This is a genomic window from Roseobacter sp. FCG-D35, from assembly GCF_033436665.1.
In the GTDB taxonomy this organism is placed as follows: domain Bacteria; phylum Pseudomonadota; class Alphaproteobacteria; order Rhodobacterales; family Rhodobacteraceae; genus JAWQFO01.
This window is the reverse complement of record NZ_JAWQFO010000006.1, coordinates 58,582-79,787: the sequence shown is the minus strand read 5'-3', so window position 1 is coordinate 79,787 and position 21,206 is coordinate 58,582. Positions and strand designations below refer to the sequence as shown.

Genomic DNA, 21,206 nt, shown 5'->3' with positions numbered 1-21,206 from the left:
GGGGCGGTTTGCACATCCTACTGTAGACGAAAGCGCCGCGAGGGACTAGCGTTGCGGCATGACATATGCCCGTCAGAGCTTCAGCGACGACGTCGAGACCTTACCCCGGATGCCGTCCTGGGTCACCTCGGCGCGGCCCGAAACCCCTGAGGATGTGGCGTTTTTGTCCGGCGCGGCGCTCAGTCATCTGCATCTGGTGCTGAGCCGCAACGACGTGCCCCAGAACTTGTTCCGGGCACGGTTGGCGCTGCGCGCCGCAGAGGCCTGCGTAACGCACCTGGGACGACCGGAACGAGCTTCAGAGTTGCGCGATGTCGTGGCGTTCCTGCAGCCCGGCGACGGCGCTGGTCCGGCGGGCGACGTCTACTTGAAGTGGGGGCGAGCAGTGGAGCGACCTCTGTCAGTCAAAACGCTTCATCGAGCCTTGCCCGAGATAGACGCCGACCAGATCGCATTGTGGCTCGACGCTGGGCAGGGGGCGCCGGTCTGGCGGGCCGCAACCGTGCTGCAGGCGGTTCTCGAAGAACGACCGCGCGATCTGTCAGCGGCGCTACTACTCGCCGAGGCGGCGCTGGCGCAGGCGCTCGGATGGAAGCATGTCTTGCCGCTGCTGGCGCACGGTCTCCGGCGCGGCGATCTCCGGAAGACTGGGGAGGACCTGCGGCTGGCGTGTCACCGGGGAACCTCGACGGCGGCTGCGGAGGTGACACGTGAGGCTGCCGACCTGACCCGCCGGGTCGAGCGGCTGCAGGCCGTGGCGCCGAAGTTGCGGGCCAAGGGTGCGGATCAGGCGGTTGCGCTGTTCCTGAACCGGGACGCGGTCGCGCCGACGGCGCTGACCTCGCTTCGGTCCCCGCGGGCGGCACGCCGGTTCTGCGACCGGCTGGTGGAACTCGGCGCCGTGCGCGAGATGACCGGGCGCGACACCTTCCGGCTCTACGGGGTCTAAGCGATGGCGAAGGACCATGCCGAGACCGACCTCGACCGGGAGCTGGAGGATCTTCCGCCAGATCTGCGCTGGCTTGAATGGATGCGCCGGATCGAGGCCGTCCTCTTCGCCTCTGCCTCGCCGGTGCCGCGCGAAGATCTCGCGCGCGTGGTGGGGCAGGGGTCTTCGGTCGATCTGTTGATCGACGATCTGATTTCTGATCTTGAGGGACGCTCGTTTGAAGTAATGAAGGTCGCCGGCGGCTGGGTATTGCGGACGCGGCCTGCTTATGCGGCGGCGATCCGGGCGGCCGCGGATATCGGCGACCAGGATCTCGATCTGCGCGAGTACGATATCGCGGTCCTAGCCGCCATCGCCTATCACCAGCCGATCACGCGCGACGGGCTCAAGGACATCTTCGGCAAGGAGGTCAGCCGCGACCTGATTGGCCGGCTGCATGCGCGCGGGCTGATCGGGACGGGGCCACGCTCGCCCAGGCGTGGGGCACCCTACACCTATGTGACGACCGAGCAGTTCCTCGTGGCTTTCGATCTGAAAACGCTGCAGGACCTGCCGGATCGGGAGCAGCTGGAGGATGCGGGGGTTGTGGGCAAAGCACCACAAGTCGATTTCGGCTAGCCTGTTGCCGATGTTTATGGAAAGGCTCTGTGAAGGCGGGCCAGCACGTATCCGACACAATACAACGCCGAACTGGCCATCACGAAGACCCCCATACTGCGGTTAAAGGCGCCGCCGGCCCCGGACGCGCGACGGTTCTGTCAGCATATCCTGTCGACGATCGGAGCGCCGATGTGGGGACGTTTTACCGTGTCTGAACTAGAGGTCCGGGCATTCAGCCATCTTCGGGACATGAACCTCAAAATGCTGATGAGCGACGAAGTAGATTTTTGACGCACGGCCTCAAGGCCGTCTTACTGGCGGGCGTCGAGCGCGGAGGTCAGTCAGTCCATCAGCGCCACCCAGTTGGGCGCAACGCGAGTGCGGTGGACACACCCTGCCGCGACACGCGCAAGCGACGCCTATCGGTAAATGGTCTGTAGATTTAGTCCTGGAACCGGGATCGCGCCGCTGATGCCCACCGCTCCAGAACCTCGGCGGCAGCGGAACTTTCATGCTGTGCGCAGGGCATCGCACGCTTCGGCGCCGGCAGCACGCACTGGGCCCGCATGTCGTCGACGTCGATGGGAAACCGGGCCTGTTCGGGCAGATCTCCGAGGGCGGCACCCGCCTGGGCCATGTCGGCGGCGTAATAGAGCCGGGAAATTCCCGCGATGAGCATGGCCGAAACGCAGAGCGGGCAGGGTTCGCAGCTGCTGTAAAGCTCGGTGCCGCGCAGATCGACGGTGCGAAGGTTGCGCGCTGCGTCGCGGATCGCCTCGGTCTCGCCATGCGAGGTCGGGTCGTGGTTCATCACCGAACGGTTGATGCCGGTGCCGACGATCTTGCCGTCCTTGACCACGACTGCGCCAAAGGGTTCGGTCCCGGGGGTGGTCAGTGCCTCGGCCGAGATCTCGATGGCCCGGCGCATGAAGCGTGCTTCATACACTGGCGCTGGCCTCGGCGGCGAAACAGGCGACGCGGCGGTCGTGGACATGCTTTTCGCGCTTGGGGCGTTCGCGCTTGCAGCGGTCGAAGGCCAGCGGGCAGCGCGGATGGAAGGTGCAGCCCGGCGGCGGCGAAACAGGCGAGGGCACTTCGCCACCCATCGGGGCGCGGTCGCGCTTGGGTGCTTCGAGGTCGGGGATCGTGTCGAGCAGCATACGCGTATAGGGGTGCAGCGGATTGGCGAAGAGGTCGTGCTTGGGCTGGATCTCGACGATCCGGCCCAGGTACATCACCGCAATAACGTCGGCCATGTGCCGCACCACGCTGAGGTCGTGGGAGATGAAGAGATAGGTCAGCCCCATCTCGCGCTGCAGCCGCTTCATCAGGTTCAGCACCTGCGCCTGCACCGAAACGTCGAGCGCCGAGGTCGGCTCGTCACAGACCAGGAACTCGGGCTCACCGGCCAGTGCGCGGGCAATCGAGATGCGCTGGCGCTGGCCGCCGGAGAATTCGTGCGGGTATTTGGTGGCGTCACCTGCGGCAAGGCCGACGGTGGTCAGCAGGTCCTCGACCCGTCGCGCGACCTCGGGCTCGGGTGTTTCGGGGTGCAGCGTGCGCAGCGGTTCGGCCACGATGCGCCCGACGCGCCAGCGCGGGTTGAGCGAGGCATAGGGGTCCTGGAAGATCATCTGCATCTTGTCGGGATCGCCGTTGAAGCGGATGTTGCCCGCCGACGGCGCGTGCAGGCCGGTGACAAGCTTGGCGATGGTCGACTTGCCGCATCCCGACTCGCCCACCAGCGCCAGCGTCTGGCCGGGCAGGATGTCGAAATCGACGCCGTCCACGGCGCGCAGCACGCGGCGCGGCTTGCGTTCGATCAATCGGTTGAGCCAGGGCGCGGAAACGTCGAAACGACGTTCCAGCGCGTCGACCTCGAGAATGGGCGTGGTCATGCGGTTTCTCCTTCCAGGGCAAGCCAGCAGGCGGCGCCGGTGCCGGATGTTCGGGGGATCTCGCGCCGGCAGCGCGGTCCGGCATGGGCGCAGCGCGGGTTGAAGGCGCAGCCGGGCGGGATCGCCCCGAGCCGCGGCATCGCGCCGGGGATCATCTGCAGTTCTTCGTCGTCGCGGCGCAGGCTGGGGATCGAGCCCATCAGCCCGGTTGTGTAGGGGTGCTGTGGGCGACGTACCACGTCTTCGACGCTGCCCAGCTCGGCCAGGCGTCCGGCATACATCACCGCCACACGGTCGGCGGTTTCGGCAATCACGCCCATGTCGTGCGTGACCAGCATCACCGCAGTGCCGCGCTCGCGGCAGAGCCGCTTGAGCAGGGCGGTGATCTGGGCCTGGATCGAGACGTCGAGCGCCGTCGTGGGCTCGTCGGCGATGATCAGCTCGGGTTCGGCGCACAGCGCCAAGGCGATGACGATGCGCTGGCGCATGCCGCCGGAGAACTGGTGCGGGTAGTTGTCGATGCGTTCCTCCACCGCCGGGATCCCAACCTCGCGCATCAGGTCGATGGCGCGGGCGCGCGCGGCCTGCTTGCCAAGCCCGGTGTGCAGGCGGATGGTTTCGACGAGCTGGTCACCGACGCGGAACAGCGGGTTGAGCGAGGTGAGCGGGTCCTGGAAGATCGCCCCGATGCGGCGCCCGCGCACCTTCTGCATCTCGTCCTCGGACAGGTTGTCGATGCGGTTGCCGGAAAGCCGGATCTCGCCCGAGGCGATGCGGCCCGGCGGTTCCAGCAGGCCGAGAATGGCCATTCCGGTCATCGACTTGCCGGCGCCGGATTCCCCCACCACGCCGAGAATCTCGCCCTTGCCGATGCTCAGCGTGATGTCGTCGACGGCGGTGAGCGTGCCGTGCCGGCTTGGAAACTCGACCCTAAGGCCGCGGACGTCCAGAACGCTGTCGGTCATTGCGCCCTCCTGTAGCTGGGTGTGAAGATGTGTTCGACCGGCGGGTGGCCCGCCGTCCGGTCCGGGTACTTGGCGATCAATCCGTCGAATTGGGCCTGCGTGCGGGTGGTCTCGGCCTCGACGTCGAAGCCGGGAATGACGCGATCCTCCATGACGCAGCGCCCGGCGATCCAGACGTCGCGCACGTCGCGGCCCGAGGTGGAGGTCATCAGCGTCTGGATCGGGTCGGGGGTCTGAAGGGTCCTGCGCAGGTCCACCACGGCGATGTCGGCGCAGGCTCCGGGGGCGAGACGGCCGAGATCGTCACGACCGAGCGCCCGCGCCCCGCCGAGCGTGGCGGCGTCGAACACGTCCTCGCTGCGGATCGCCTCCATGCTTTCGGCGATGCGCGCCGTCATCATGCCGAGGCTCATGTTCAGGATCATGTCGGGCGGCCAGGTGTCGGTGCCGAGGCCGATGTTGATGCCCATGTCGCGGCAGTTCGGGAAGGACGTCAGCAGCCCGCCGTGTCGCGCCGAGACCAGCGGGCAATGCACCAGCGTCGCCCCGTGTTCGGCCATGAGTGCGAAGTCGCGCGGGCTGGCGTGGGTGCCGTGCGGCAAGAGCCAGTTGGACCCGAGCGCGCCGATGCGCGCCAACCAGTCGATCGGCGTGGTGCCGTGCTGGTCCTCGATTAGCCGCAGCTCGGTCGGCGACTGGCAGGAATGCTGGCGCACCGGCGCGCCCATCTCGGCGGCAAGCGCCGCGGTGCGTTGCAGCAACGCCTCGGTGCAGGTCTCGATCCGGTCCGGGGCGAACATGGCGCGCACGAGGCCGCCGCCGGTGCCGTCGATGCGCCGGGCGAAGGCGGCGGCATCTTCCAGTCCTTGCATCCCGCGCGCCTCGTCATAGACGGCGCGGATGTTTCCGGCATCATCCGTGACCTGCCCGCCGGTGCGGTAGGCCGGGCCGAGATAGACGCGCAGGCCGAGGTCTGTCGCGGCCTGCGCGGCGGCGTCGAATTCCGCGACCGTCTCGCCCCAGGCGCGGTAGAAGAGCGACGCGATGGGCAGGGCGGTGGTGATCCCGTTGCGGATCAGCTGTGCGAAGGCAAAACGCTTCTGAAAGGCCAGCTCTTCGGGGCCGTACATCTCGTACGGCCCGCGGTCGATGTAGCTTTGCGGCCAGACCCGGCCCTTTTTCCACGCCGGGCCGTTGTCGTAGCCGAGGATGGTGGTGTCGAGGTCCGACAGCGCGTCGAGATCGACGAAACCCGGGCAGATCACCGCCGCGCCGTAGTCCCGGCTTGCGCTGACCTCGCCGTCGAAGCTGCGTCCGACATGCAGGATGCGCGCGCCTTCGATGACCACGACCCCGTTTTCATGCACGACATGCCTGCCGTCTTCGTGGCCCACGACCCAGCGGGCGGAGAGGAGCGTGCGTCCGGTCACGGGGCCTCCCGGATGCACCGGCCATCGCGGGCGGTGATCTCGCCACCTTTCAGCACCAGCTTGCGCGGGGCGCGAGCCGCGACCGCCTCGGCCAGCGTTTCTCCTTCGACCAGCACGCAGTCGGCGCGGTCGCCGGGCGCGAGCCCGTAGCCGTCGAGCTCCATGATCGCGGCTCCGCCGAAGGTGCAGATGTCGAGCGCCAGCTCGACCTCGTCGTCGCGGCGCAGGTTGTTGCGCTGGCCCACGAACATCGCGCGTTCCAGCATGTCGGCGTTACCGTAGGGCCCCCAGGTGTCGCGGATGCCGTCCGACCCCGAGCCGGTGAGAATGCCGGCCGCCTTCAACTCCTTCACTGCCGGGACCGGCGCGGAGGCGGGGGCCGTGGTGATGATGTGGATGCGGTTCTCGGCCAGCTGCGCCTGGAGGTCCGCGACATAGGCGCGGTCGTTCATGCCGAGACAGAAGGCGTGGCTGATCGTGACCTTGCCCTGCATACCGTGGGCACGGGTGCGGGCGATGATCTCTTCCATCGAGAAGCCGCCAAGCGCGTCGCGTTCGTGCAGGTGGATGTCGATCGGCTTGCCGTGCTTCTCGGCAAGCCGGAACACCGCGTCGAGCTGGCCTTTGGGGTCGCGGTCGATGCCGCAGGGGTCGATCCCGCCGACGACGTCCGCGCCGAGGCTCAGGGATTCGTCCATCATCTCGACCGTGCCGGGGCGGGCCATCATCGAGGATTGCGGAAACGCCACGATCTCGATCTCTACGAGGTCCCTGAGTTTTTCGCGCGTCTCGAGCACGCCTTCGACGCCGCGCAGCCCGTGGTGGGTGTCAACGTCGACGTGGCTGCGGATATGCGTGGTCCCGTGCGAGACCGACAGGATCGCCTGCCGCTCGGACTGCACCTGCGGGTCGAGGCCGAGCGAGACCTTCACCTCGCGCTCGTTGGTGATCTTGTCGATCAGGCGCGGGCCGACCTCGTTGCGGTACCAGGGCATGCCGAGAAGCGACTTGTCGAGGTGGGTATGAGCCTCGACCAGCCCCGGGATCAGGATGCGGCCGCCGCAGTCGACGGTTTCGGCGCCGTCCGGGGCCGTGGCGACGAAACGGCCTTCGGCGATATGCAGGTCGGTGGGGGCGGCGCCCATCGGGCGAACGTTCTTCAGGGTCTTCATGTCTTATCTCAGTTTGGGGTTGAGGGCATCGCGCAGCCAGTCGCCGATCATGTTGACCGACAGGACGATCAGGCAGAGCTGAACGGCGGGAAAGACGACGATCCACCAGAGGCCGGAAAAGAGGTACTGGTTGCCGATCCGGATCAGCGTTCCGAGGCTCGGCTGGTCGGGCGGCATGCCGACGCCGAGAAAGCTGAGCGTCGCCTCGGACAGGATCGCCAGGCCGAAGTTCAGCGTGGCGGCCACGAGGATCGGCGTCAGGCAGTTGGGCAGGATGTGGTGCAGCATGATGCGCCAGGGCTTCACGCGGATCAGCCGGGCGGCCTGCACGTATTCCTTCTTGCGCTCGACCATGGCCGAGGCGCGCACGGTGCGGGCGTATTGCACCCAGCTTGGCACGGCGATGGCGAAGATCAGGATCGGCGCGGCCAGTACGTCCTTGAGCCCCGGCGGCAAGGAGGCGGTCGCGACGGCGGTGATCAGGATCGCGATCAGGATGAAGGGCATCGACAGAAGCACGTCGCCGAGGCGCATGATCACGTTGTCGATCCAGCCGCCGAAGTAGCCCGCGACCAGGCCGAGCGTCAGACCGACGGCGAGGGCGACCATGACCGAGGCGAAGCCGATGACCAGAGAGATGCGCGAGCCGTAGAGGATCGCCGAAAGGATGTCGCGGCCCTGCGTATCCGTGCCCAGAAGGTAGGGCCACTGGCCGTTGGCGTTCCAGATCGGCGGGATCTCGGCGTTCCAGAGCTCCAGCGCGGCGAGGTCGTAGGGGTCCTGCGGTGTGATCAGCGGCGCAAGGAAAGCCGTCAGGGCCACGAAAGCCAGCAGGCAGGCGGCGAAGATCGCGCTGGGATGAAACTTGAACGAATGCCACAGGTCGCTGTCGCGGATCGCGGCGAGACGCGCACGCCGGACCGGCAGGATCGTGGCGTCGGTGGCGGTGGGTTGCGGTTCGGTGGACATGGACAGCTCAGCCATTGGCCCCTCCGGCTTTGGCGGCGTCGTCGCGCAGGCGCGGGTCGACCCAGGCGTAGGTGACGTCGACGACGGTGTTGAGGGCGACGAAGATGAAGGAGACGAGCATCAGGTAGGCGGCCATCACCGGGATGTCGACGAAGGTCACGGCCTGGATGAAGAGCATGCCCATGCCCGGCCACTGGAACACGGTCTCGGTGACGAGCGCGAAGGCGATAAGGTTGCCGATCTGCATGCCGGTCAGGGTGATCACGGGCATCAGGCAGTTGCGCAGGGCGTGTACCCAGCTCACTCGCGCGGCGGGAACGCCGCGGGCGCGGGCGAACTTGACGTAGTCGGTGCGCAGCGTCTCGAGCATCTCGGCGCGCACGAGGCGCATGACCAGCGTGATCTGGAAGGTCGAAAGCGAGATCGCCGGAAGCACGAGTGCGGCGCGCCCCGAGGGCGTGAGCAGCCCGGTCGACCACCAGCCGAGATCGACCGTGTCGCCGCGACCGAAGGCGGGCAGCCAGCCCAGAGAGACCGAAAAGGCGAGGATCAGCATGATCCCGACCACGAAGGAGGGCAGGGAGACGCCGACGATCGAGCCCAGTTGCAGGGCGTTGGCGAGCCGCGAGTTGCGATGCACCGCGGTGATCACGCCGAGCGGGATGCCGACGACCAGAGAGATGATTGTCGCTACGAGAACCAGCTCGAAGGTGGCCGGGAAGCGTTCGCCGATCAGCACCATCACGTCCTGCTGGTTGCGGTAGGAGATCCCGAAATCGCCTTGCACGGCGTTGGTCACGAAGCGCGTGTACTGGGTCACGAACCCGTCGTTCAGGCCGAGGCGTTCGCGCAGTTCGGCGCGGTCGGCCTGGGTGGCCTGTTCGTTGACCATCATCTCGACCGGATCGCCGAAGAACCGGAAGATCGTGAAGGCCAAGAAAGCGACCGCCAGCATGACGAAGGCCGCGTTGGCGGTGCGCTTGATGAGAAAGGCGAGCATCGAAGGATCCTCTTGATGAGAGAGGGGATGCAAAACGCAGGGCGGCGCGCGCCCCGCGTCCTGCGTTGGAAAGGGTCAGCTGCCTTCGCTGACCTGTGCGAACCACAGCCGTGGCTTGTTGTCCGGGAAGAGCGGCATCTCCTTCACCTCGTCTGTGACCGCCCAGGCCATCGGCTGCTGGTGCAACGGCAGCATGATCATCTCTTCCTTGACGATGCCAAGGGCCTCGGTTTCGAGCGCGAGGCGCTTGCCTTCGTCGAGTTCCATGCCGGCCTGCTGCACCAGCGTGTCGAGCTCGGGGTAGGACCAGCCGCCCCAGTTGAAGACGCCGGAATTGCCTTCCTTGGTGTGGAAGATCTGCAAAAGCGGCGAATAGGCGTCGAGCATCGGCAGCGTGGCCCAGCCGAGCGTGTAGATGTCGGTCTGCCCGTTGGTCCGCTTGGGCGTCTGGACCGCGCGCGGGGCGACGTCGAGCTTCGGGGCGAGTCCGATGCGCGACCACATCGAGGCGATGGCCTGGCAGAACTGCTCTTCGTTCACCAGCCCGTCGGACAGGCAGTTGAATTCGAACTCGAGACCTTCCGGAACGCCCGCCTCGGTGAGCAGGGTCTTGGCGGCATCGGGATCGTGTTCGGGCAGCGCGTCGAGTTCCTCGGCATATCCCGGGATCGGCGGGGCGACTGTCGCGCCGGCGATGCGGGACTTGCCGCGCATCACCTTCTGGTGGATCAGGTCGAGGTCGATGGCCTTGTAAAGCGCCTCGCGGACGGATTTTTCCTTGAAGGGATTGGGTTCGCCAGAGACCAGCGTGTCGCGGAACGGAAAGCCGATCATCACGGTGCGCAGGTCGACGCCTTCAAGCACCTTCACGTTCGGCGCCGCCTCGAGGCGCGGAAGATCCTGCACCGGAGCGTCATTGGTGAAGTTGATCTCGCCCGAGAGCAGCGCGGCCACGCGCGTGGCGGCCGACGTGACCGGCGACAGCTCGATGCGGTCGAGGTTGTGGCGCGGCTCGTCCCACCACTCGGGGTTCACCACGAAGACGGTCTTGGCGTCCGGCTGCCGGCTTTCGACCACGAAGGGGCCGGTGCCGTTGGCGTTGTAGGTCGCGAAGCCTTCGGTGCCTGCGCCGATGTCGGTGGGCAGGAGCGAATCGTTCTCGGTCATCCACTCTTTGTCGAAGATGTGGATGTTGGTGAGGTCGTTCAGCAGGAGCGGGTAGGTCCCGTTCAGCGTCACGTCGACGGTCAGCTCGTCCACGACCTCGGACGAGACATAGGCCGGCAGGTTGCCCTTGAGCGGCGAGGTCTCGTGGCTGACGCGTTGCAGCGAGGCGACGACATCCTCCGCGGTGAACGGGTTGCCGTTGTGAAAGGTCACGCCCTCGCGCAGCTTGAAGCGCCAGGTCACCTGGTCCTCGAGAATTTCCCAGGATTCCGCGAGCGCCGGTTCGATCTTGAGCTCCTCATTGTAGCGCACCAGCCCTTCGTAGACATGGTTGAGCACATTGATGGTGAAGCTGTCGCCGTAAGAATACGGATCGAGCGATCCGATGTCGCGGTTGGCTCCCCACTTGAGCACGTTCTCCGCCTGAACTGCGCCGGAAAAGGCTGCAAGTGCCGCGGAAGTAAGCATCAACGTTCTTATCGTCATGCGGTCTGATCCCTGTTGCTGGTTTGTATTCGAGAATCGCACAGATTGGATACGATGCAATACCAGTGACTCATTGTGCCGCATAAAGCAAGAAGATCGTATCCGATTGACGCATTGATCCGGATACGGTATTGCGGATTGCATAAAGAACAGACAAGAACGCGACCATGACCGAACAGACGACACTGACGGATGCGGTGCACACCCTGTTGTTGCGCGCGATCATCGAACAGGCGCTCAAGCCTGGCATGCGACTTCCCGAGGACACCGTGGGCGAGCAGTTCGGCGTTTCCCGGACCATCGTCCGGCACGCGCTGGTGCGGCTCGAGAACGAGGGGCTGGTCGTGACGCGTCGCAATCGCGGGGCCTTCGTGGCCGAACCGTCGCTCGACGAAGCCGAGCAGATCTTCGAGGTCCGCCGGGCGCTCGAATCGGAAGTGATCCGGATTCTCGCGGAACGCATGCCGGAGGGCGGCTTTGAACGGCTCGAAGCCCACGTGCGCAGCGAACAGGGCGTGAAAGGCAAGGACGGGCCGGTGTCGATCCGGCTGTCAGGGGAATTCCACATCCTGCTGGCCGAGCTGACCGGCAACGCGGTGCTGCTGCGCTACGTGTCCGAAACCGTGATGCGCTGCTCGCTGATCATGGCGATGTACGCCAAGAGCCATTCGTCCGATTGCGCCGTGGACGAGCATTCGCAGATCATCGAGGCGATACGGTCGGGGGATGTCGCCCGGGCCAAAGCCATCATGCACCATCACCTCGTCGCGGTCGCGGACCGGGCAGAATTCGACAAGAAGCCCGACAGCGTCTCGTCGATCCTGTCGCGCTACGGAAAGGAACTCGCGACGTGACCCACCACGCGCTGAACTTCGCCGAGCTGACGCCGCGCGACGCCTACAAGGTCATGATCGGGACCATCGTGCCGCGCCCGATCGCCTGGGTCACGACCGTGTCGCCCGAGGGTGTCTACAACGCCGCGCCCTATTCCTTTTTCAACTGCCTGTCCGCCGACCCGCCGATCCTTGCGCTCGGGGTCGAGAACAAACCCGACCGCAGCTTCAAGGACACCGCCTGGAACATTCGGATGACCGAGTGCTTTACCGTCAACATCGTGGACCGCGCCAATGTCGAGGCGATGGCGGTCACGGCGGCCAATTTCGCCTCGGGGATCGACGAGCTGAAGATGGCGGGGCTGACGGCCGTTGCCGGCGAGAACATCGCGGCCCCGCGCATTGCAGAGGCGCCTGTTTCGTTCGAGTGCCGACGGTATCTCAACATCGCGGTGAGTTCGGCGCGCGAGATCATCCTCGGCCAGATCGTCACCGCTCATGTCCGCGATGACGTGATCGACCTCGACACCTTCTACTCGGACCACGAACGGCTCGACGCCATCGGTCGGATGGGCGGCAACGGCTATGCCGGAACGCTGGACTACTTCGATCATCCCACGCCTTCAGCAGGCGACGTGCTGGCGCGGACGCAGCCCGTCAGGGCGGCGGCGAAGTGAGCGCGCCGGGTGTGGCCGGGCCGAGCGGTCGCCGAGACCGCTGACGGAATGTCGATCGTCCTCATCAATCCCAACAGCACCGAAAGCATGACCGAGGCCATGCTCGAAACCGCCCGGCAAGCGGCCCCGTCAACGGCGTTCGAAGGCTGGACGTCGCACGAAGGCCCCCCGGCGATACAGGGGGCAGAGGACGGCGAGGCCGCGACGCCGCCGCTTCTGAAGCTGGTCGCCGCGGCGTCCGGGCAGGGGGCGAAGGGCATCATCATCGGATGTTTCGATGACACCGGACTGGCCGAGGCCGCGCGGGTCGCGTCCTGCCCGGTGGTCGGCATCGGCCAGGCGGCCTATCACTTCTGCGTCCTGCGCCAATGGCGCTTTGGCGTGGTGACGACGCTTCCGGTTTCGGTGCCGGTGCTGGAACGCAACATCGCATCCTACGGCCTGCCGTCACGCACCGGCATCGTCCGCGCCTCCGGGGTTCCTGTGCTGGCGCTCGAAGAGGATCCCGGCACCGCGATCGACCGGGTGATCGAGGTCTCCCGGGCGATGGTTCGGGAAGATCGGGTCGATGCCGTGATCCTCGGCTGCGGCGGCATGGTGGCGGTTGCCGAGGCCGCACGACAAGCGCTGGACGTTCCGGTCATCGACCCGCTCGAAACCGCGGCGCGTTTGATGACCTGGCTTGCCGCGGCCTCCGCCTGACGCCAGTCGCGCCTTGGCAGGGTTGGTTTTCCGACAGATGCGCGTCCCACAGATAAACGCGCAACCTGGGCGGTGGGGACTGCCAAGGTGATCCCGATGACCTTGTCGGAGAGCGGCCTGCGGCACGCGGTTCACCGCAATCGGATACCTTGAAGTGCTCGCGTGCAGGCTGGTCGAAAGCGGCGACGAGCACGGTGATTTGCGCTTCGGGGTAATCGTTATGAAAGAAACAGATTAAGATTTGCGAAGAAACCGCGCTATTCAGCCTGCCGAATTTGATCGGTGCCGCGCGCTCCCCATACTCCTCTCCATCAAGCCCGACGTGGCTTGTGGAAGCAATAAGGAGCAACAGCGCTTCGCGCAACAACAGCCGCAGCAACAGCCGCGGCGGCAGCCACAGCTGAAACCGCTATCCGATGTACATGCAGACCCCGGGGCGCGCCCCCGGGGTTCCAGTCTTGTGAGTGCCAATGCCGTTCGAACATTCAGACCAGGACGCCGCGGAGCGCGATGACACCCGCGCCGGGACAGAACTTCGCCTGATCGGACAACCGCCGCTGCAGGATCATCTCGATTTCGTCACGCGCCATGTCGTCGGCGGGGACAGCATATCTCGGGCCGAGATCATCGACGCCTGGCGGGTTGCGAACGATCACTATGCCGAACTCGAAGAGACAGAGGCCGGGCTGGCCGACGGCGCGGACTGTCTCGAATTGCCGGAAACCATGAAAGGCGAGGCCGACGCGCTGACGCGCCAACCCTATTTCCGGAAGACATTCGACAAGGTGCCGACGCATCTGGCCATGGTGGAGCTTAATCGGCTTGTCGCCAGCCAGCGCCACGTCACGCTGCCGTTCGTGAAGGACCTCGCAACGCAACTATCGCCACGCCCGGACGATGCGGCGCTGTTCCGGTTCTGTCAGCCGGTCGAACGCAAGGATGCGGAGGTCTCGGTGCGCAGGCTGGGCCGGGATCGGTTCGCCTTTTTCTCGGACTCGAACGATCTGCGGTTTCACGACGGCACGCTGCTGTCTCCGGACCAGGTGTCCGGGCATCAGAGCTTCGGGCCGGTTGCGGGCAACCTGGGCCTTTTCGTCGGACATGGCTCGAACTTCCTGACGGTTGTGCGATCCGACGAACGCATGGTGCTGCACAACGGCTATCATCGGGCCTGTGCGCTGCGCATGGCCGGCTTCACGCACGCGCCCGCCATCGTCCAGACGGTGACCCGGCGCGATGAGCTGGAAGTCGTTGCCGCATCGGCGGTGGTCGACGATCCCGCGTTCTATTTTCGAACCTGGCGCCCCCCGCTTCTCAAGGATTTCTTCGACCCTTCGACCACGGCCGTGTTTCCCGTACGGCGCAAGCGGCGCGTGGTCGAGGTGACCTATACGGTGACCGAGACAGACATGGAGGACATCTGAGGTGAACCGGGGCGACGAAACCCCGCTGTTTCGAAAGGAGGCGATGGACGAGCAGCAGGACAGGTGGCTAGGCACCGTGCTGCTCGTGCCGGCCGTTTCGCACCGGATCATCACCGCCGTCATTGCCCTTGTCACCGCCGGACTGGTCGGACTGATCGTCTTTGGGGAATACACGCGCGAGGTCCGTCTTCAGGGCTGGCTGACGCCGGAACAGGGGCTTTTGCAGGTCGTTTCTCCGCAATCCGGTGTCCTGTCGCAGGTTCTGGCCGAAGAAGGGATGGAGGTTCCGCAAGGCGGGACTCTGGCGGTTCTGTCGACCGAGCGGCGCAGCGAGGTCATGGGCGATACCCAGCAGGAGGTCGTGCGGGCACTCCGGGCACGGCACGAAAGCCTGGTGCGCGAGCGCGACAGCCATCTCGATCTATTTGCGCAACAGGCGGAATCCCAGGCGGCACGGCTCGAGCTGGTTTCGGCCGAAGCGAGCGATCTGGAAGGCGAGATCGATATTCAGAGCCAACGCACCGAGATGGCCGAAGCCGCGTTCGTGCGACTTCGCGAGCTGCGGGACCGCGGACTGACCACCGAGGATGACCTGCGGCGCGCCGAAGAGACGGCGTTCGAGCAGGCGCTTGCGCTTCAGTCCATGCAACGCAGCCGTGCGGCGATGGCGCGGACCCGTCTGGATCTCGAAACCGAAATCTCGGAGCGTCCTTTGCGTCAGGAGTTGCAGTTGGCCGAAATCGATCGTGCCTTGTCCGCGATTGCGCAGGAAATCGCGGAAGCCGAAGCCGCGCGCGAGGCCGTGATCTCGGCGCCGCAGTCGGGCATGGTGACCGCGATGCGGGCCACCACCGGCGACTCGGTCGCGGCCGGAGCGCCCTTGATGACGCTCATTCCATCCGGCGCGGTGCTCGAGGCGCGCCTTTATGGCCCGAGCCGCGACATCGGCTTTCTCAGACCGGGCCAGCAGGTGATGATCCGATACGACGCCTTTCCGCATCAGCGTTTCGGACAGTACGGAGGAACGGTGCGAACCGTCTCGCGCGCGACGGTCGGACCGGGCGAACTGGCCGAGGCCGCGACCGGGCAACTGTCCGAATTGGCCACGGCGGGCGAGCCGGTCTACCGCGTCACCGTCGAGCTCGGGTCGCAAACGGCGACCGCATACGGAAACGCGGCATCGCTTCACCCGGGCATGACACTTACGGCGGACGTCCAGATCGAGACGCTGCGCCTGTGGCAGTGGATCCTTGCGCCGCTCAATTCGCTCCGCGGGAGCGCGGCCTGATGAAATCCGTCGAAAGACTGCAATTCGGTTGGGGCCGGAAGCTGCCCGTCATCCTGCAATCGGAAGCCAGCGAGTGCGGCCTCGCCTGTCTCGCCATGATCGCGAGCCACCACGGCCGGATCACAGGTCCAGGAGAACTTCGCCGACGTTTCGGGTTCACGTCGCGAAAACTCCTCGGGCTCTGCAAAACAACCTGACCACGTACGGTGACCAGCTTCGCCCGATTTTCCGGCGATCCTTTTGACCGCGCGGTATTTGACAGCTTGATGGGCTGCGTGATCCCGCAGAAAACCCGCAAGCTATGCGCGCCCGTCGATCGCAGCCGCGACCGATCGTTACGGGGAAACCGCGATTCAGGCGGGGCCTGTCTGGACAGCCTCCCAGTGCTCACCTATGGCTACGATGCAGGACGTGCCGTTTGCGTAGGTCTGCACGATCATCCAGTCGCCGTTTCCCTGGGCGACCCAAACCTCCAGCATGGTGTCCGGATCGCGCAGGCCCGTGCCCTGACGCTCGGCATTCAGAACCTCGGTCAACATCGAGGCCATGCGGGCACTGTCATCGCAGCTGACGTCCGACATCTGGGCGTCGGCAAGGGTCGGCAGTGCAATGCAGGCCGTGAGTAAGGCAACCAGTCGCGTGATCATGGCAAAAGCTTAGGACAGACGGGACCGGAACTTAACAGTTTTATGACGTCCTGTGGAAAAGATCTGTCGAACCGCGTTCCTGGGGCTGCTGTCGCCGCACCCCGGAAAAGCCGCTGTCACAGAGACGCGGCAAAAACGCCAAGAAACTGAAACAGAACTGTCACGCAGATGTAGCGTGCCGTGAGTATCCGCCCCCTGAACACTGGGGGCGATATGCTGAAAATCGATGCGCTGACGAAGCGGTTCGGGGACAAGACGGCTGTAGATGCCGCCGACATCTCCATAGACAGACCAACGATGATCGGGATTATCGGCCGCTCTGGTGCGGGCAAATCCACGCTTCTGAGGATGGTCAATCGCCTGAGCGACGCCACCAGCGGGACGATCACGTTCGAAGACGAAGAGATCACCGCCCTCCGCGGTTCGGCAAAGCGGGACTGGCAGTCGCGCTGCGCGATGATCTTCCAGCAGTTCAACCTTGTCCCGCGCATGGACGTGGTCTCGAACGTTCTGCACGGAACACTGAACAAGCGCTCGACCCTTGCGACGTTGTTCAATCTTTACCCGCAAGCCGACATTCACAAGGCCATCGAGATCCTCGATCGGCTTGGCATTGCCGAGCAGGCCCCCAAGCGTGCCGAGGCTCTGTCCGGAGGTCAGCAGCAGCGCGTGGCCATCGCGCGGGCGTTGATGCAGGACCCCAAGATCATTCTCGCCGACGAACCCATTGCCTCGCTGGATCCGATGAATGCGCAGGTGGTGATGCAGTCGCTGCGCGACATTCACGAACAGGACGGCCGCATGGTCATTGCCAACCTCCACACGCTGGACACGGCACGACGATATTGCGACCGCGTCATCGGCATGCGCGACGGCCGGATCGTCTTTGACGGAACCCCCGAGCAGCTGACCACGGGTGTCGCACGGGACATCTACGGGGCCGGCGCGGATTTCTCGGAAGCCGCCACATCCACCGAAATCGAAACACTGGGCAGGTCCGAGGCTGAAAGAGCCTTTGCCTGAGCCAGCCGACACCCGCGCCTTTCGCGGACCACCTTCATCAACCCAACGGAGAAAAAGATGAAAAAGACCCTCGCACTGGCACTTGCCACGACGACAGTCCTCGGCGGAGCCGCCTTCGCCGAAGAGATTACCGAATTTCGTATCGGCATCCTCGGCGGCGAAAACGCCCAGGACCGCATGAACTCGTACCAATGCCTGGCGGATTACACGACCGAGGCACTTGGCGTTGAAACCAAGCTCTTTGCACCTGCCGATTACAACGGCGTGATCCAGGGCCTGCTTGGCGGTACCATCGACATGGCCTGGCTGGGCGCCTCCGCCTATGCCGCGACCTATCTGCAGGATCCCGAAGCGGTCGAGCCGGTTCTGATCAAGGTGAACCTGGACGGCTCCGTCGGTTATCACTCCATCGGTTTCGCCCGCAAGGACAGCGGCATCACGTCGCTGGACGACATGGAAGGCAAGGTCTTCGGCTTTGGCGACCCGAACTCCACCTCCGGCTACCTTATCCCGTCCATCGAGATTCCGCAGTACAAAGATGGCGTGACGATGGAAAGCGGTGAATACTTCGGTGAGGTCAGGTTCACGGGCGGTCACGAGCAGACCATCGTCGCGGTCAACAACGGCGATATCGACGGCGGCGTGACCTGGGCGGACGGTCAGGGCAACTGGGAAGACGGCTACAACTCGGGCGCGCTGCGCAAGGCCGTGGACGCGGGGCTCGTCGACATGAACGACATGGTCGAAATCTGGAAATCCAACGTGATCCCGGAAGGCCCCATTGTTCTGCGCAAGGCCCTGCCGGCCGACGTGCGCGCAACCATGACCGACCTGGTCGATGGTCTCTACGAGGCGGACCCGGACTGCGCCTATGGTGTGGCCGCTGGCGATACCAAGGGCTTCCAGCCGGTGACCCACGACACCTACATTTCGATCGTCGAAGCGCGCAAAGCGAAAATCGGCAGCTAAGTCATTTCCATGACGCATCCGGCAGGCCCTTGGGCCTGTCGGTTTTTTTTGGGGGCAAGATGGCTGGCATTTCGCTGAGTGACGCGCCGCAAACCGTGCAGAGCATTCAGTCCACCTACATGGCGCAGGTGCAACGACGCAGACTCTATGGCGGGCTGACGCTGTTGATCTTCGTTGTCCTCATGGTGTCGGGGTTCACCGTGGCGGACGACCGGAACGCGGGCGGGTTCTGGGAGGGGCTGCACCAGATCGGAGACTATCCCGCCGACGTGCTGAGCGAGGCGTGGGAGAAACGCGCCGATCTGCCCGGCCTTATCGCCAAGTATTTCCCGGCTCTCATCGAAACGATCAACATCGCCGCCGTATCGACCCTGATCGGGGCCTTGGGCGGTTTGTTCCTGTCCTTGCTGGGCACCCGCGGTCTGGCCAAATGGCCGCGGCTCATCCCGCTGTTTCGCCGCACGTCCGACCTCATGCGGGCTGTGCCCGAGATCGTCATTGCGCTTGTCCTGATTTTCGTTCTTGGCGGCGGGCCGGTGCCTGCCATGATCGCGATTGCCATTCACACGGCGGGTGCGCTTGGCAAGATGTTCTCTGAGGTGGCGGAAAACGCCGACCTGAAACCGGTCGAGGGCCTGGCCTCGACGGGGGCCACCTGGTTGCAGCGCATGCTGCTGGGGGTTCTGCCACAGGTCGCGCCGAACTACCTGAGCTACACCCTGCTGCGGTTCGAGATCAACATCCGCGCCTCGGCCATCCTCGGGTTCGTCGGGGCAAGCGGGCTGGGGTACGAATTGCGCAATGCCATGGCCTGGGGGCCGGGCCGGTTTGACGAGGCTGCCGCCATCTTCATCCTGCTCTTCGGCACGATCGTCTTCTTCGATCAGGTCTCCAGCCGGTACCGCAATCGACTGACGGAGGGGCAGGGTCAATGACTGCTGTGGATCTGGACCTCACCAAGCATGCGGCGGACAGGCTTTTTCGGCGCAAGCGGCTCATGGGGTTTGCCATACCGACGGTGATCTTCGTCTATCTCACCTACATCTTCTTCGCCTTCGACATTCCCGGACTGGCCGGGCGGGCAAACCTGGACAACGCGGTCACGCTGGCGTCGGACAGTTGGTCGCACAAGGTGCACGTCACGCGCGACAACCGGTCGGGCGAGATCACCTACGCCGTCGAGGGCGAGCGCAAAGGCACCTATCCCGAAGGTCGTCGCCCGGACTGGGTCAGCGGGGAGGAGATCGTGACCATCGATCTGGGTGGCGATCATATCGTGCGCTACCTTCCGGAAAACCGGACTGAAATAGAGATCCCGGGTTTCCGGACGATCGAAGTGCAGGCTGAAGGGCGCAGCCTGACAAGCAACCTGCCGGACGATCTGCCCGACTGGATTTCGGCCTCGAACCGCCGCATCGGCATCACCACGCCCGAAGGCCGGATCACCATGACCGGCGCGCGCACGGAAGTGTTCAACTACTTTCCCGGATGGGAGCTGTTCTGGTTCACGCTCGACAGCCCCTATCACGGGCAGGGGATCGGCAAGATCCTGTTCGGAGACCGACTGGACCCGGACCGGAGAAATATCGCCGGAGCCGTATCGGACTGGTGGAACAACAAGATGTGGCGGCACAAGGACGTCGCCTGGGCCATTGGTGAGACGATCCTGATGGCCTTCCTCGGCACCATGGGCGCGGCAATCATCGCACTGCCGCTGGCCTTTCTGGCCGCCAAGCGGTTCTCGCCCTTCATGCTGTTGCGCGCCGCAACCCGGCGTGTCTTCGATTTCGTGCGCGGCGTGGATGCCCTGATCTGGACGGTCGTTCTGGCGCGCGCCTTCGGACCGGGGCCGCTTACGGGCACCCTTGCCATCCTGATCACCGACACAGGCACCTTCGGCAAGATCTTCTCCGAAGCACTGGAAAACGTGGACAACAGGCAGATCGAGGGCGTCGCTTCGACCGGGGCCAAACCCCTGCAGCGCTATCGTTTTGGCGTGATCCCGCAGGTGGTGCCGGTGCTTCTGGCCCAGATCCTGTACTTCCTGGAATCCAACACGCGTTCCGCCACCATCATCGGGGCGATCACGGGCGGCGGTATCGGCCTGATGCTGACCCAGGCGATCCAGACGCAGAAAGACTGGGAAGAGGTGGCCTATTACATCGTCCTCATCGTCGTGATGGTGATGATCATGGATTGGTTCTCTGGCTGGCTGCGTGGCAAGTTGATCGGGCGCAAGGACTGATGGCGCGGCTTTCGGCGGACATGCCGTTCGTCCATCCCGAGTGCGAGATCACGGACTGTGCCTTCGGGGCCTACGTCGAGATCGGCAAAGGCAGTCGAGTCAGCAATACGCATTTCGGCGATTACTCCTATTGCGACCGCTATGCCGATATCGCCAACGCAAGGATTGGCAAGTTTGCCAATATAGCGGCCTTTTCGCGGATCGGGGCGACGGATCACCCGCTGCACACGGCGGCCTGCCATCATTTCCTCTACCGGTCGGATGACTACTGGGATGATGCCGGACGGGACGAGGCCTTCTTTGACCATCGCAGGTCCCGCACTGCCCAGATCGGTCACGACACGTGGATCGGGGCCGGGGCGATGATCAAACCCGACGTGTCCCTGGGCCATGGCGCGGTCGTGGCTGCCGGCGCTGTCGTGACGAAGGATGTCGATCCCTACACCATCGTCGCAGGCACGCCCGCGCAACCGTTGCGTCTGCGTCAGCCTCGCGAGATTGCGGACCGGTTGATCGCATTGGCCTGGTGGGATTGGTCGCACACGGAAATTCGAGCGGCTCTGGACGACTTCCGTCGCCTGAATGCCGAGGCGTTCCTCGACAAGTACGAGTGATTTTCCGCGGCGCGGACGACGTACCGCGCAGGTTGCTTACGGTTTTCGTCCGTTGGGCATCAATCACCATTGGGGCAATCTCGTTCTTCGCACGTTCAACCTCCGCTCTGACAGCCGGGCGAGCTTCCCCGCGGACCGTGGACCGACC

General features: G+C 64.9%; 22 protein-coding genes and 1 pseudogene. 14 read left to right on the top strand and 9 right to left on the bottom strand.

Translation table 11 applies throughout. The features are described 5' to 3' along the window. Positions 1 to 58 precede the first annotated feature (58 nt). From R5H30_RS14705 to R5H30_RS21800, 3 genes and pseudogenes are all read left to right on the top strand, one after another. The gene (locus R5H30_RS14705; protein ID WP_318329237.1) at positions 59 to 949 is read left to right on the top strand and encodes a DUF1403 family protein; all 891 of its coding nucleotides are present in this window, start codon (positions 59 to 61) and stop codon (positions 947 to 949) included. A gap of 3 nt (positions 950 to 952) precedes the next feature. Continuing rightward, positions 953 to 1,567: an SMC-Scp complex subunit ScpB gene (gene scpB / locus R5H30_RS14700; protein WP_318329236.1), complete on the top strand. Its 615-nt coding sequence runs from the start codon at positions 953 to 955 to the stop codon at positions 1,565 to 1,567. A gap of 57 nt (positions 1,568 to 1,624) precedes the next feature. Next, positions 1,625 to 1,840: pseudogene (locus R5H30_RS21800) on the top strand (TniB family NTP-binding protein); the annotation flags it as partial. Positions 1,841 to 1,991: 151 nt separating this feature from the next. Here the strand turns inward: R5H30_RS21800 and R5H30_RS14695 are convergent. From R5H30_RS14695 to R5H30_RS14660, 8 genes are all read right to left on the bottom strand, one after another. Beyond that, positions 1,992 to 2,495 carry a nucleoside deaminase gene (locus tag R5H30_RS14695; protein ID WP_318329234.1) on the bottom strand — a complete coding sequence of 168 codons (504 nt, stop codon included), beginning with the start codon at positions 2,493 to 2,495 and terminating at the stop codon, positions 1,992 to 1,994. Then, positions 2,488 to 3,447 (bottom strand): ABC transporter ATP-binding protein, encoded by a 960-nt coding sequence (locus R5H30_RS14690; RefSeq protein WP_318329233.1) that lies wholly within the window; start codon positions 3,445 to 3,447, stop codon positions 2,488 to 2,490. The genes R5H30_RS14695 and R5H30_RS14690 overlap by 8 nt, the downstream gene beginning before the upstream one ends. Continuing rightward, positions 3,444 to 4,412 (bottom strand): ABC transporter ATP-binding protein, encoded by a 969-nt coding sequence (locus R5H30_RS14685; protein ID WP_318329232.1) that lies wholly within the window; start codon positions 4,410 to 4,412, stop codon positions 3,444 to 3,446. The genes R5H30_RS14690 and R5H30_RS14685 overlap by 4 nt, the downstream gene beginning before the upstream one ends. Continuing rightward, positions 4,409 to 5,842 (bottom strand): amidohydrolase family protein, encoded by a 1,434-nt coding sequence (locus tag R5H30_RS14680; RefSeq protein ID WP_318329231.1) that lies wholly within the window; start codon positions 5,840 to 5,842, stop codon positions 4,409 to 4,411. Before R5H30_RS14680 ends, R5H30_RS14685 begins: the two co-directional genes overlap by 4 nt. Continuing rightward, positions 5,839 to 7,014, bottom strand: a complete 1,176-nt coding sequence (locus R5H30_RS14675; protein WP_318329230.1) for an amidohydrolase family protein — start codon at positions 7,012 to 7,014, stop codon at positions 5,839 to 5,841. The genes R5H30_RS14680 and R5H30_RS14675 overlap by 4 nt, the downstream gene beginning before the upstream one ends. A gap of 3 nt (positions 7,015 to 7,017) precedes the next feature. Beyond that, the gene (locus R5H30_RS14670; RefSeq protein ID WP_318329229.1) at positions 7,018 to 7,998 is read right to left on the bottom strand and encodes an ABC transporter permease; all 981 of its coding nucleotides are present in this window, start codon (positions 7,996 to 7,998) and stop codon (positions 7,018 to 7,020) included. After that, positions 7,991 to 8,983: an ABC transporter permease gene (locus R5H30_RS14665; RefSeq protein ID WP_318329228.1), complete on the bottom strand. Its 993-nt coding sequence runs from the start codon at positions 8,981 to 8,983 to the stop codon at positions 7,991 to 7,993. Before R5H30_RS14665 ends, R5H30_RS14670 begins: the two co-directional genes overlap by 8 nt. Before the next feature lie 75 nt (positions 8,984 to 9,058). Beyond that, positions 9,059 to 10,636 (bottom strand): ABC transporter substrate-binding protein, encoded by a 1,578-nt coding sequence (locus R5H30_RS14660; protein WP_318329227.1) that lies wholly within the window; start codon positions 10,634 to 10,636, stop codon positions 9,059 to 9,061. 167 nt (positions 10,637 to 10,803) lie between these two features. Here R5H30_RS14660 and R5H30_RS14655 point away from each other — a divergent pair, with 167 nt between their 5' ends. The 6 genes from R5H30_RS14655 (at position 10,804) to R5H30_RS14630 (ending at position 15,757) form a co-directional block, all read left to right on the top strand. Then, a complete protein-coding gene (locus R5H30_RS14655) occupies positions 10,804 to 11,490 on the top strand; it encodes a GntR family transcriptional regulator (protein WP_318329226.1) in 687 nt (228 codons plus the stop codon). After that, positions 11,487 to 12,146: a flavin reductase family protein gene (locus R5H30_RS14650; RefSeq protein WP_318329225.1), complete on the top strand. Its 660-nt coding sequence runs from the start codon at positions 11,487 to 11,489 to the stop codon at positions 12,144 to 12,146. Before R5H30_RS14655 ends, R5H30_RS14650 begins: the two co-directional genes overlap by 4 nt. A gap of 48 nt (positions 12,147 to 12,194) precedes the next feature. Next, positions 12,195 to 12,848 (top strand): aspartate/glutamate racemase family protein, encoded by a 654-nt coding sequence (locus R5H30_RS14645; protein ID WP_318329224.1) that lies wholly within the window; start codon positions 12,195 to 12,197, stop codon positions 12,846 to 12,848. 470 nt (positions 12,849 to 13,318) lie between these two features. Beyond that, on the top strand, positions 13,319 to 14,272 hold the full coding sequence (locus tag R5H30_RS14640) for a hypothetical protein (RefSeq protein ID WP_318329223.1): 954 nt from the start codon (positions 13,319 to 13,321) through the stop codon (positions 14,270 to 14,272). 1 nt (position 14,273) lies between these two features. Next, positions 14,274 to 15,560, top strand: coding sequence for an HlyD family secretion protein (locus R5H30_RS14635; RefSeq protein ID WP_318329222.1), 1,287 nt, complete (start codon positions 14,274 to 14,276; stop codon positions 15,558 to 15,560). Further along, entirely contained in the window at positions 15,560 to 15,757 is a 198-nt protein-coding gene (locus R5H30_RS14630; protein WP_318329221.1) for a cysteine peptidase family C39 domain-containing protein, read from the top strand. The genes R5H30_RS14635 and R5H30_RS14630 overlap by 1 nt, the downstream gene beginning before the upstream one ends. A 156-nt stretch (positions 15,758 to 15,913) precedes the next feature. On the opposite strand, the gene R5H30_RS14625 is transcribed toward R5H30_RS14630, so the two are convergent. Next, positions 15,914 to 16,207: a hypothetical protein gene (locus R5H30_RS14625; RefSeq protein WP_318329219.1), complete on the bottom strand. Its 294-nt coding sequence runs from the start codon at positions 16,205 to 16,207 to the stop codon at positions 15,914 to 15,916. A 213-nt stretch (positions 16,208 to 16,420) separates the two neighbouring features. Here R5H30_RS14625 and phnC point away from each other — a divergent pair, with 213 nt between their 5' ends. Genes phnC through R5H30_RS14600 form a run of 5 tightly spaced genes read left to right on the top strand, consistent with a single transcriptional unit; the run spans position 16,421 to position 21,058 of the window. Continuing rightward, positions 16,421 to 17,230, top strand: coding sequence for a phosphonate ABC transporter ATP-binding protein (gene phnC / locus R5H30_RS14620; protein ID WP_318329455.1), 810 nt, complete (start codon positions 16,421 to 16,423; stop codon positions 17,228 to 17,230). Between the two features lie 57 nt (positions 17,231 to 17,287). Then, entirely contained in the window at positions 17,288 to 18,199 is a 912-nt protein-coding gene (gene phnD, locus R5H30_RS14615; RefSeq protein WP_318329218.1) for a phosphonate ABC transporter substrate-binding protein, read from the top strand. Positions 18,200 to 18,258: 59 nt separating this feature from the next. After that, positions 18,259 to 19,134 (top strand): phosphonate ABC transporter, permease protein PhnE, encoded by an 876-nt coding sequence (gene phnE / locus R5H30_RS14610; RefSeq protein ID WP_318329217.1) that lies wholly within the window; start codon positions 18,259 to 18,261, stop codon positions 19,132 to 19,134. Beyond that, a complete protein-coding gene (phnE, locus tag R5H30_RS14605) occupies positions 19,131 to 20,444 on the top strand; it encodes a phosphonate ABC transporter, permease protein PhnE (RefSeq protein WP_318329215.1) in 1,314 nt (437 codons plus the stop codon). The genes phnE (R5H30_RS14610) and phnE (R5H30_RS14605) overlap by 4 nt, the downstream gene beginning before the upstream one ends. After that, a complete protein-coding gene (locus tag R5H30_RS14600; protein ID WP_318329214.1) occupies positions 20,444 to 21,058 on the top strand; it encodes a DapH/DapD/GlmU-related protein in 615 nt (204 codons plus the stop codon). The genes phnE (R5H30_RS14605) and R5H30_RS14600 overlap by 1 nt, the downstream gene beginning before the upstream one ends. Positions 21,059 to 21,206: the final 148 nt, after the last annotated feature.

Coding starts and splice junctions, on each gene's coding strand:
- phnD (WP_318329218.1), top strand. CDS start 17,288: ATGAAAAAGACCCTCGCACTGGCACTTGCCACGACGACAGTCCTCGGC.
- R5H30_RS14660 (WP_318329227.1), bottom strand. CDS start 10,636: ATGACGATAAGAACGTTGATGCTTACTTCCGCGGCACTTGCAGCCTTT.
- R5H30_RS14625 (WP_318329219.1), bottom strand. CDS start 16,207: ATGATCACGCGACTGGTTGCCTTACTCACGGCCTGCATTGCACTGCCG.
- R5H30_RS14670 (WP_318329229.1), bottom strand. CDS start 7,998: ATGGCTGAGCTGTCCATGTCCACCGAACCGCAACCCACCGCCACCGAC.
- R5H30_RS14630 (WP_318329221.1), top strand. CDS start 15,560: ATGAAATCCGTCGAAAGACTGCAATTCGGTTGGGGCCGGAAGCTGCCC.
- R5H30_RS14705 (WP_318329237.1), top strand. CDS start 59: ATGACATATGCCCGTCAGAGCTTCAGCGACGACGTCGAGACCTTACCC.
- scpB (WP_318329236.1), top strand. CDS start 953: ATGGCGAAGGACCATGCCGAGACCGACCTCGACCGGGAGCTGGAGGAT.
- R5H30_RS14690 (WP_318329233.1), bottom strand. CDS start 3,447: ATGACCACGCCCATTCTCGAGGTCGACGCGCTGGAACGTCGTTTCGAC.
- R5H30_RS14655 (WP_318329226.1), top strand. CDS start 10,804: ATGACCGAACAGACGACACTGACGGATGCGGTGCACACCCTGTTGTTG.
- R5H30_RS14600 (WP_318329214.1), top strand. CDS start 20,444: ATGGCGCGGCTTTCGGCGGACATGCCGTTCGTCCATCCCGAGTGCGAG.
- R5H30_RS14640 (WP_318329223.1), top strand. CDS start 13,319: ATGCCGTTCGAACATTCAGACCAGGACGCCGCGGAGCGCGATGACACC.
- R5H30_RS14645 (WP_318329224.1), top strand. CDS start 12,195: ATGTCGATCGTCCTCATCAATCCCAACAGCACCGAAAGCATGACCGAG.
- R5H30_RS14685 (WP_318329232.1), bottom strand. CDS start 4,412: ATGACCGACAGCGTTCTGGACGTCCGCGGCCTTAGGGTCGAGTTTCCA.
- R5H30_RS14675 (WP_318329230.1), bottom strand. CDS start 7,014: ATGAAGACCCTGAAGAACGTTCGCCCGATGGGCGCCGCCCCCACCGAC.
- R5H30_RS14665 (WP_318329228.1), bottom strand. CDS start 8,983: ATGCTCGCCTTTCTCATCAAGCGCACCGCCAACGCGGCCTTCGTCATG.
- phnE (WP_318329217.1), top strand. CDS start 18,259: ATGGCTGGCATTTCGCTGAGTGACGCGCCGCAAACCGTGCAGAGCATT.
- phnC (WP_318329455.1), top strand. CDS start 16,421: ATGCTGAAAATCGATGCGCTGACGAAGCGGTTCGGGGACAAGACGGCT.
- phnE (WP_318329215.1), top strand. CDS start 19,131: ATGACTGCTGTGGATCTGGACCTCACCAAGCATGCGGCGGACAGGCTT.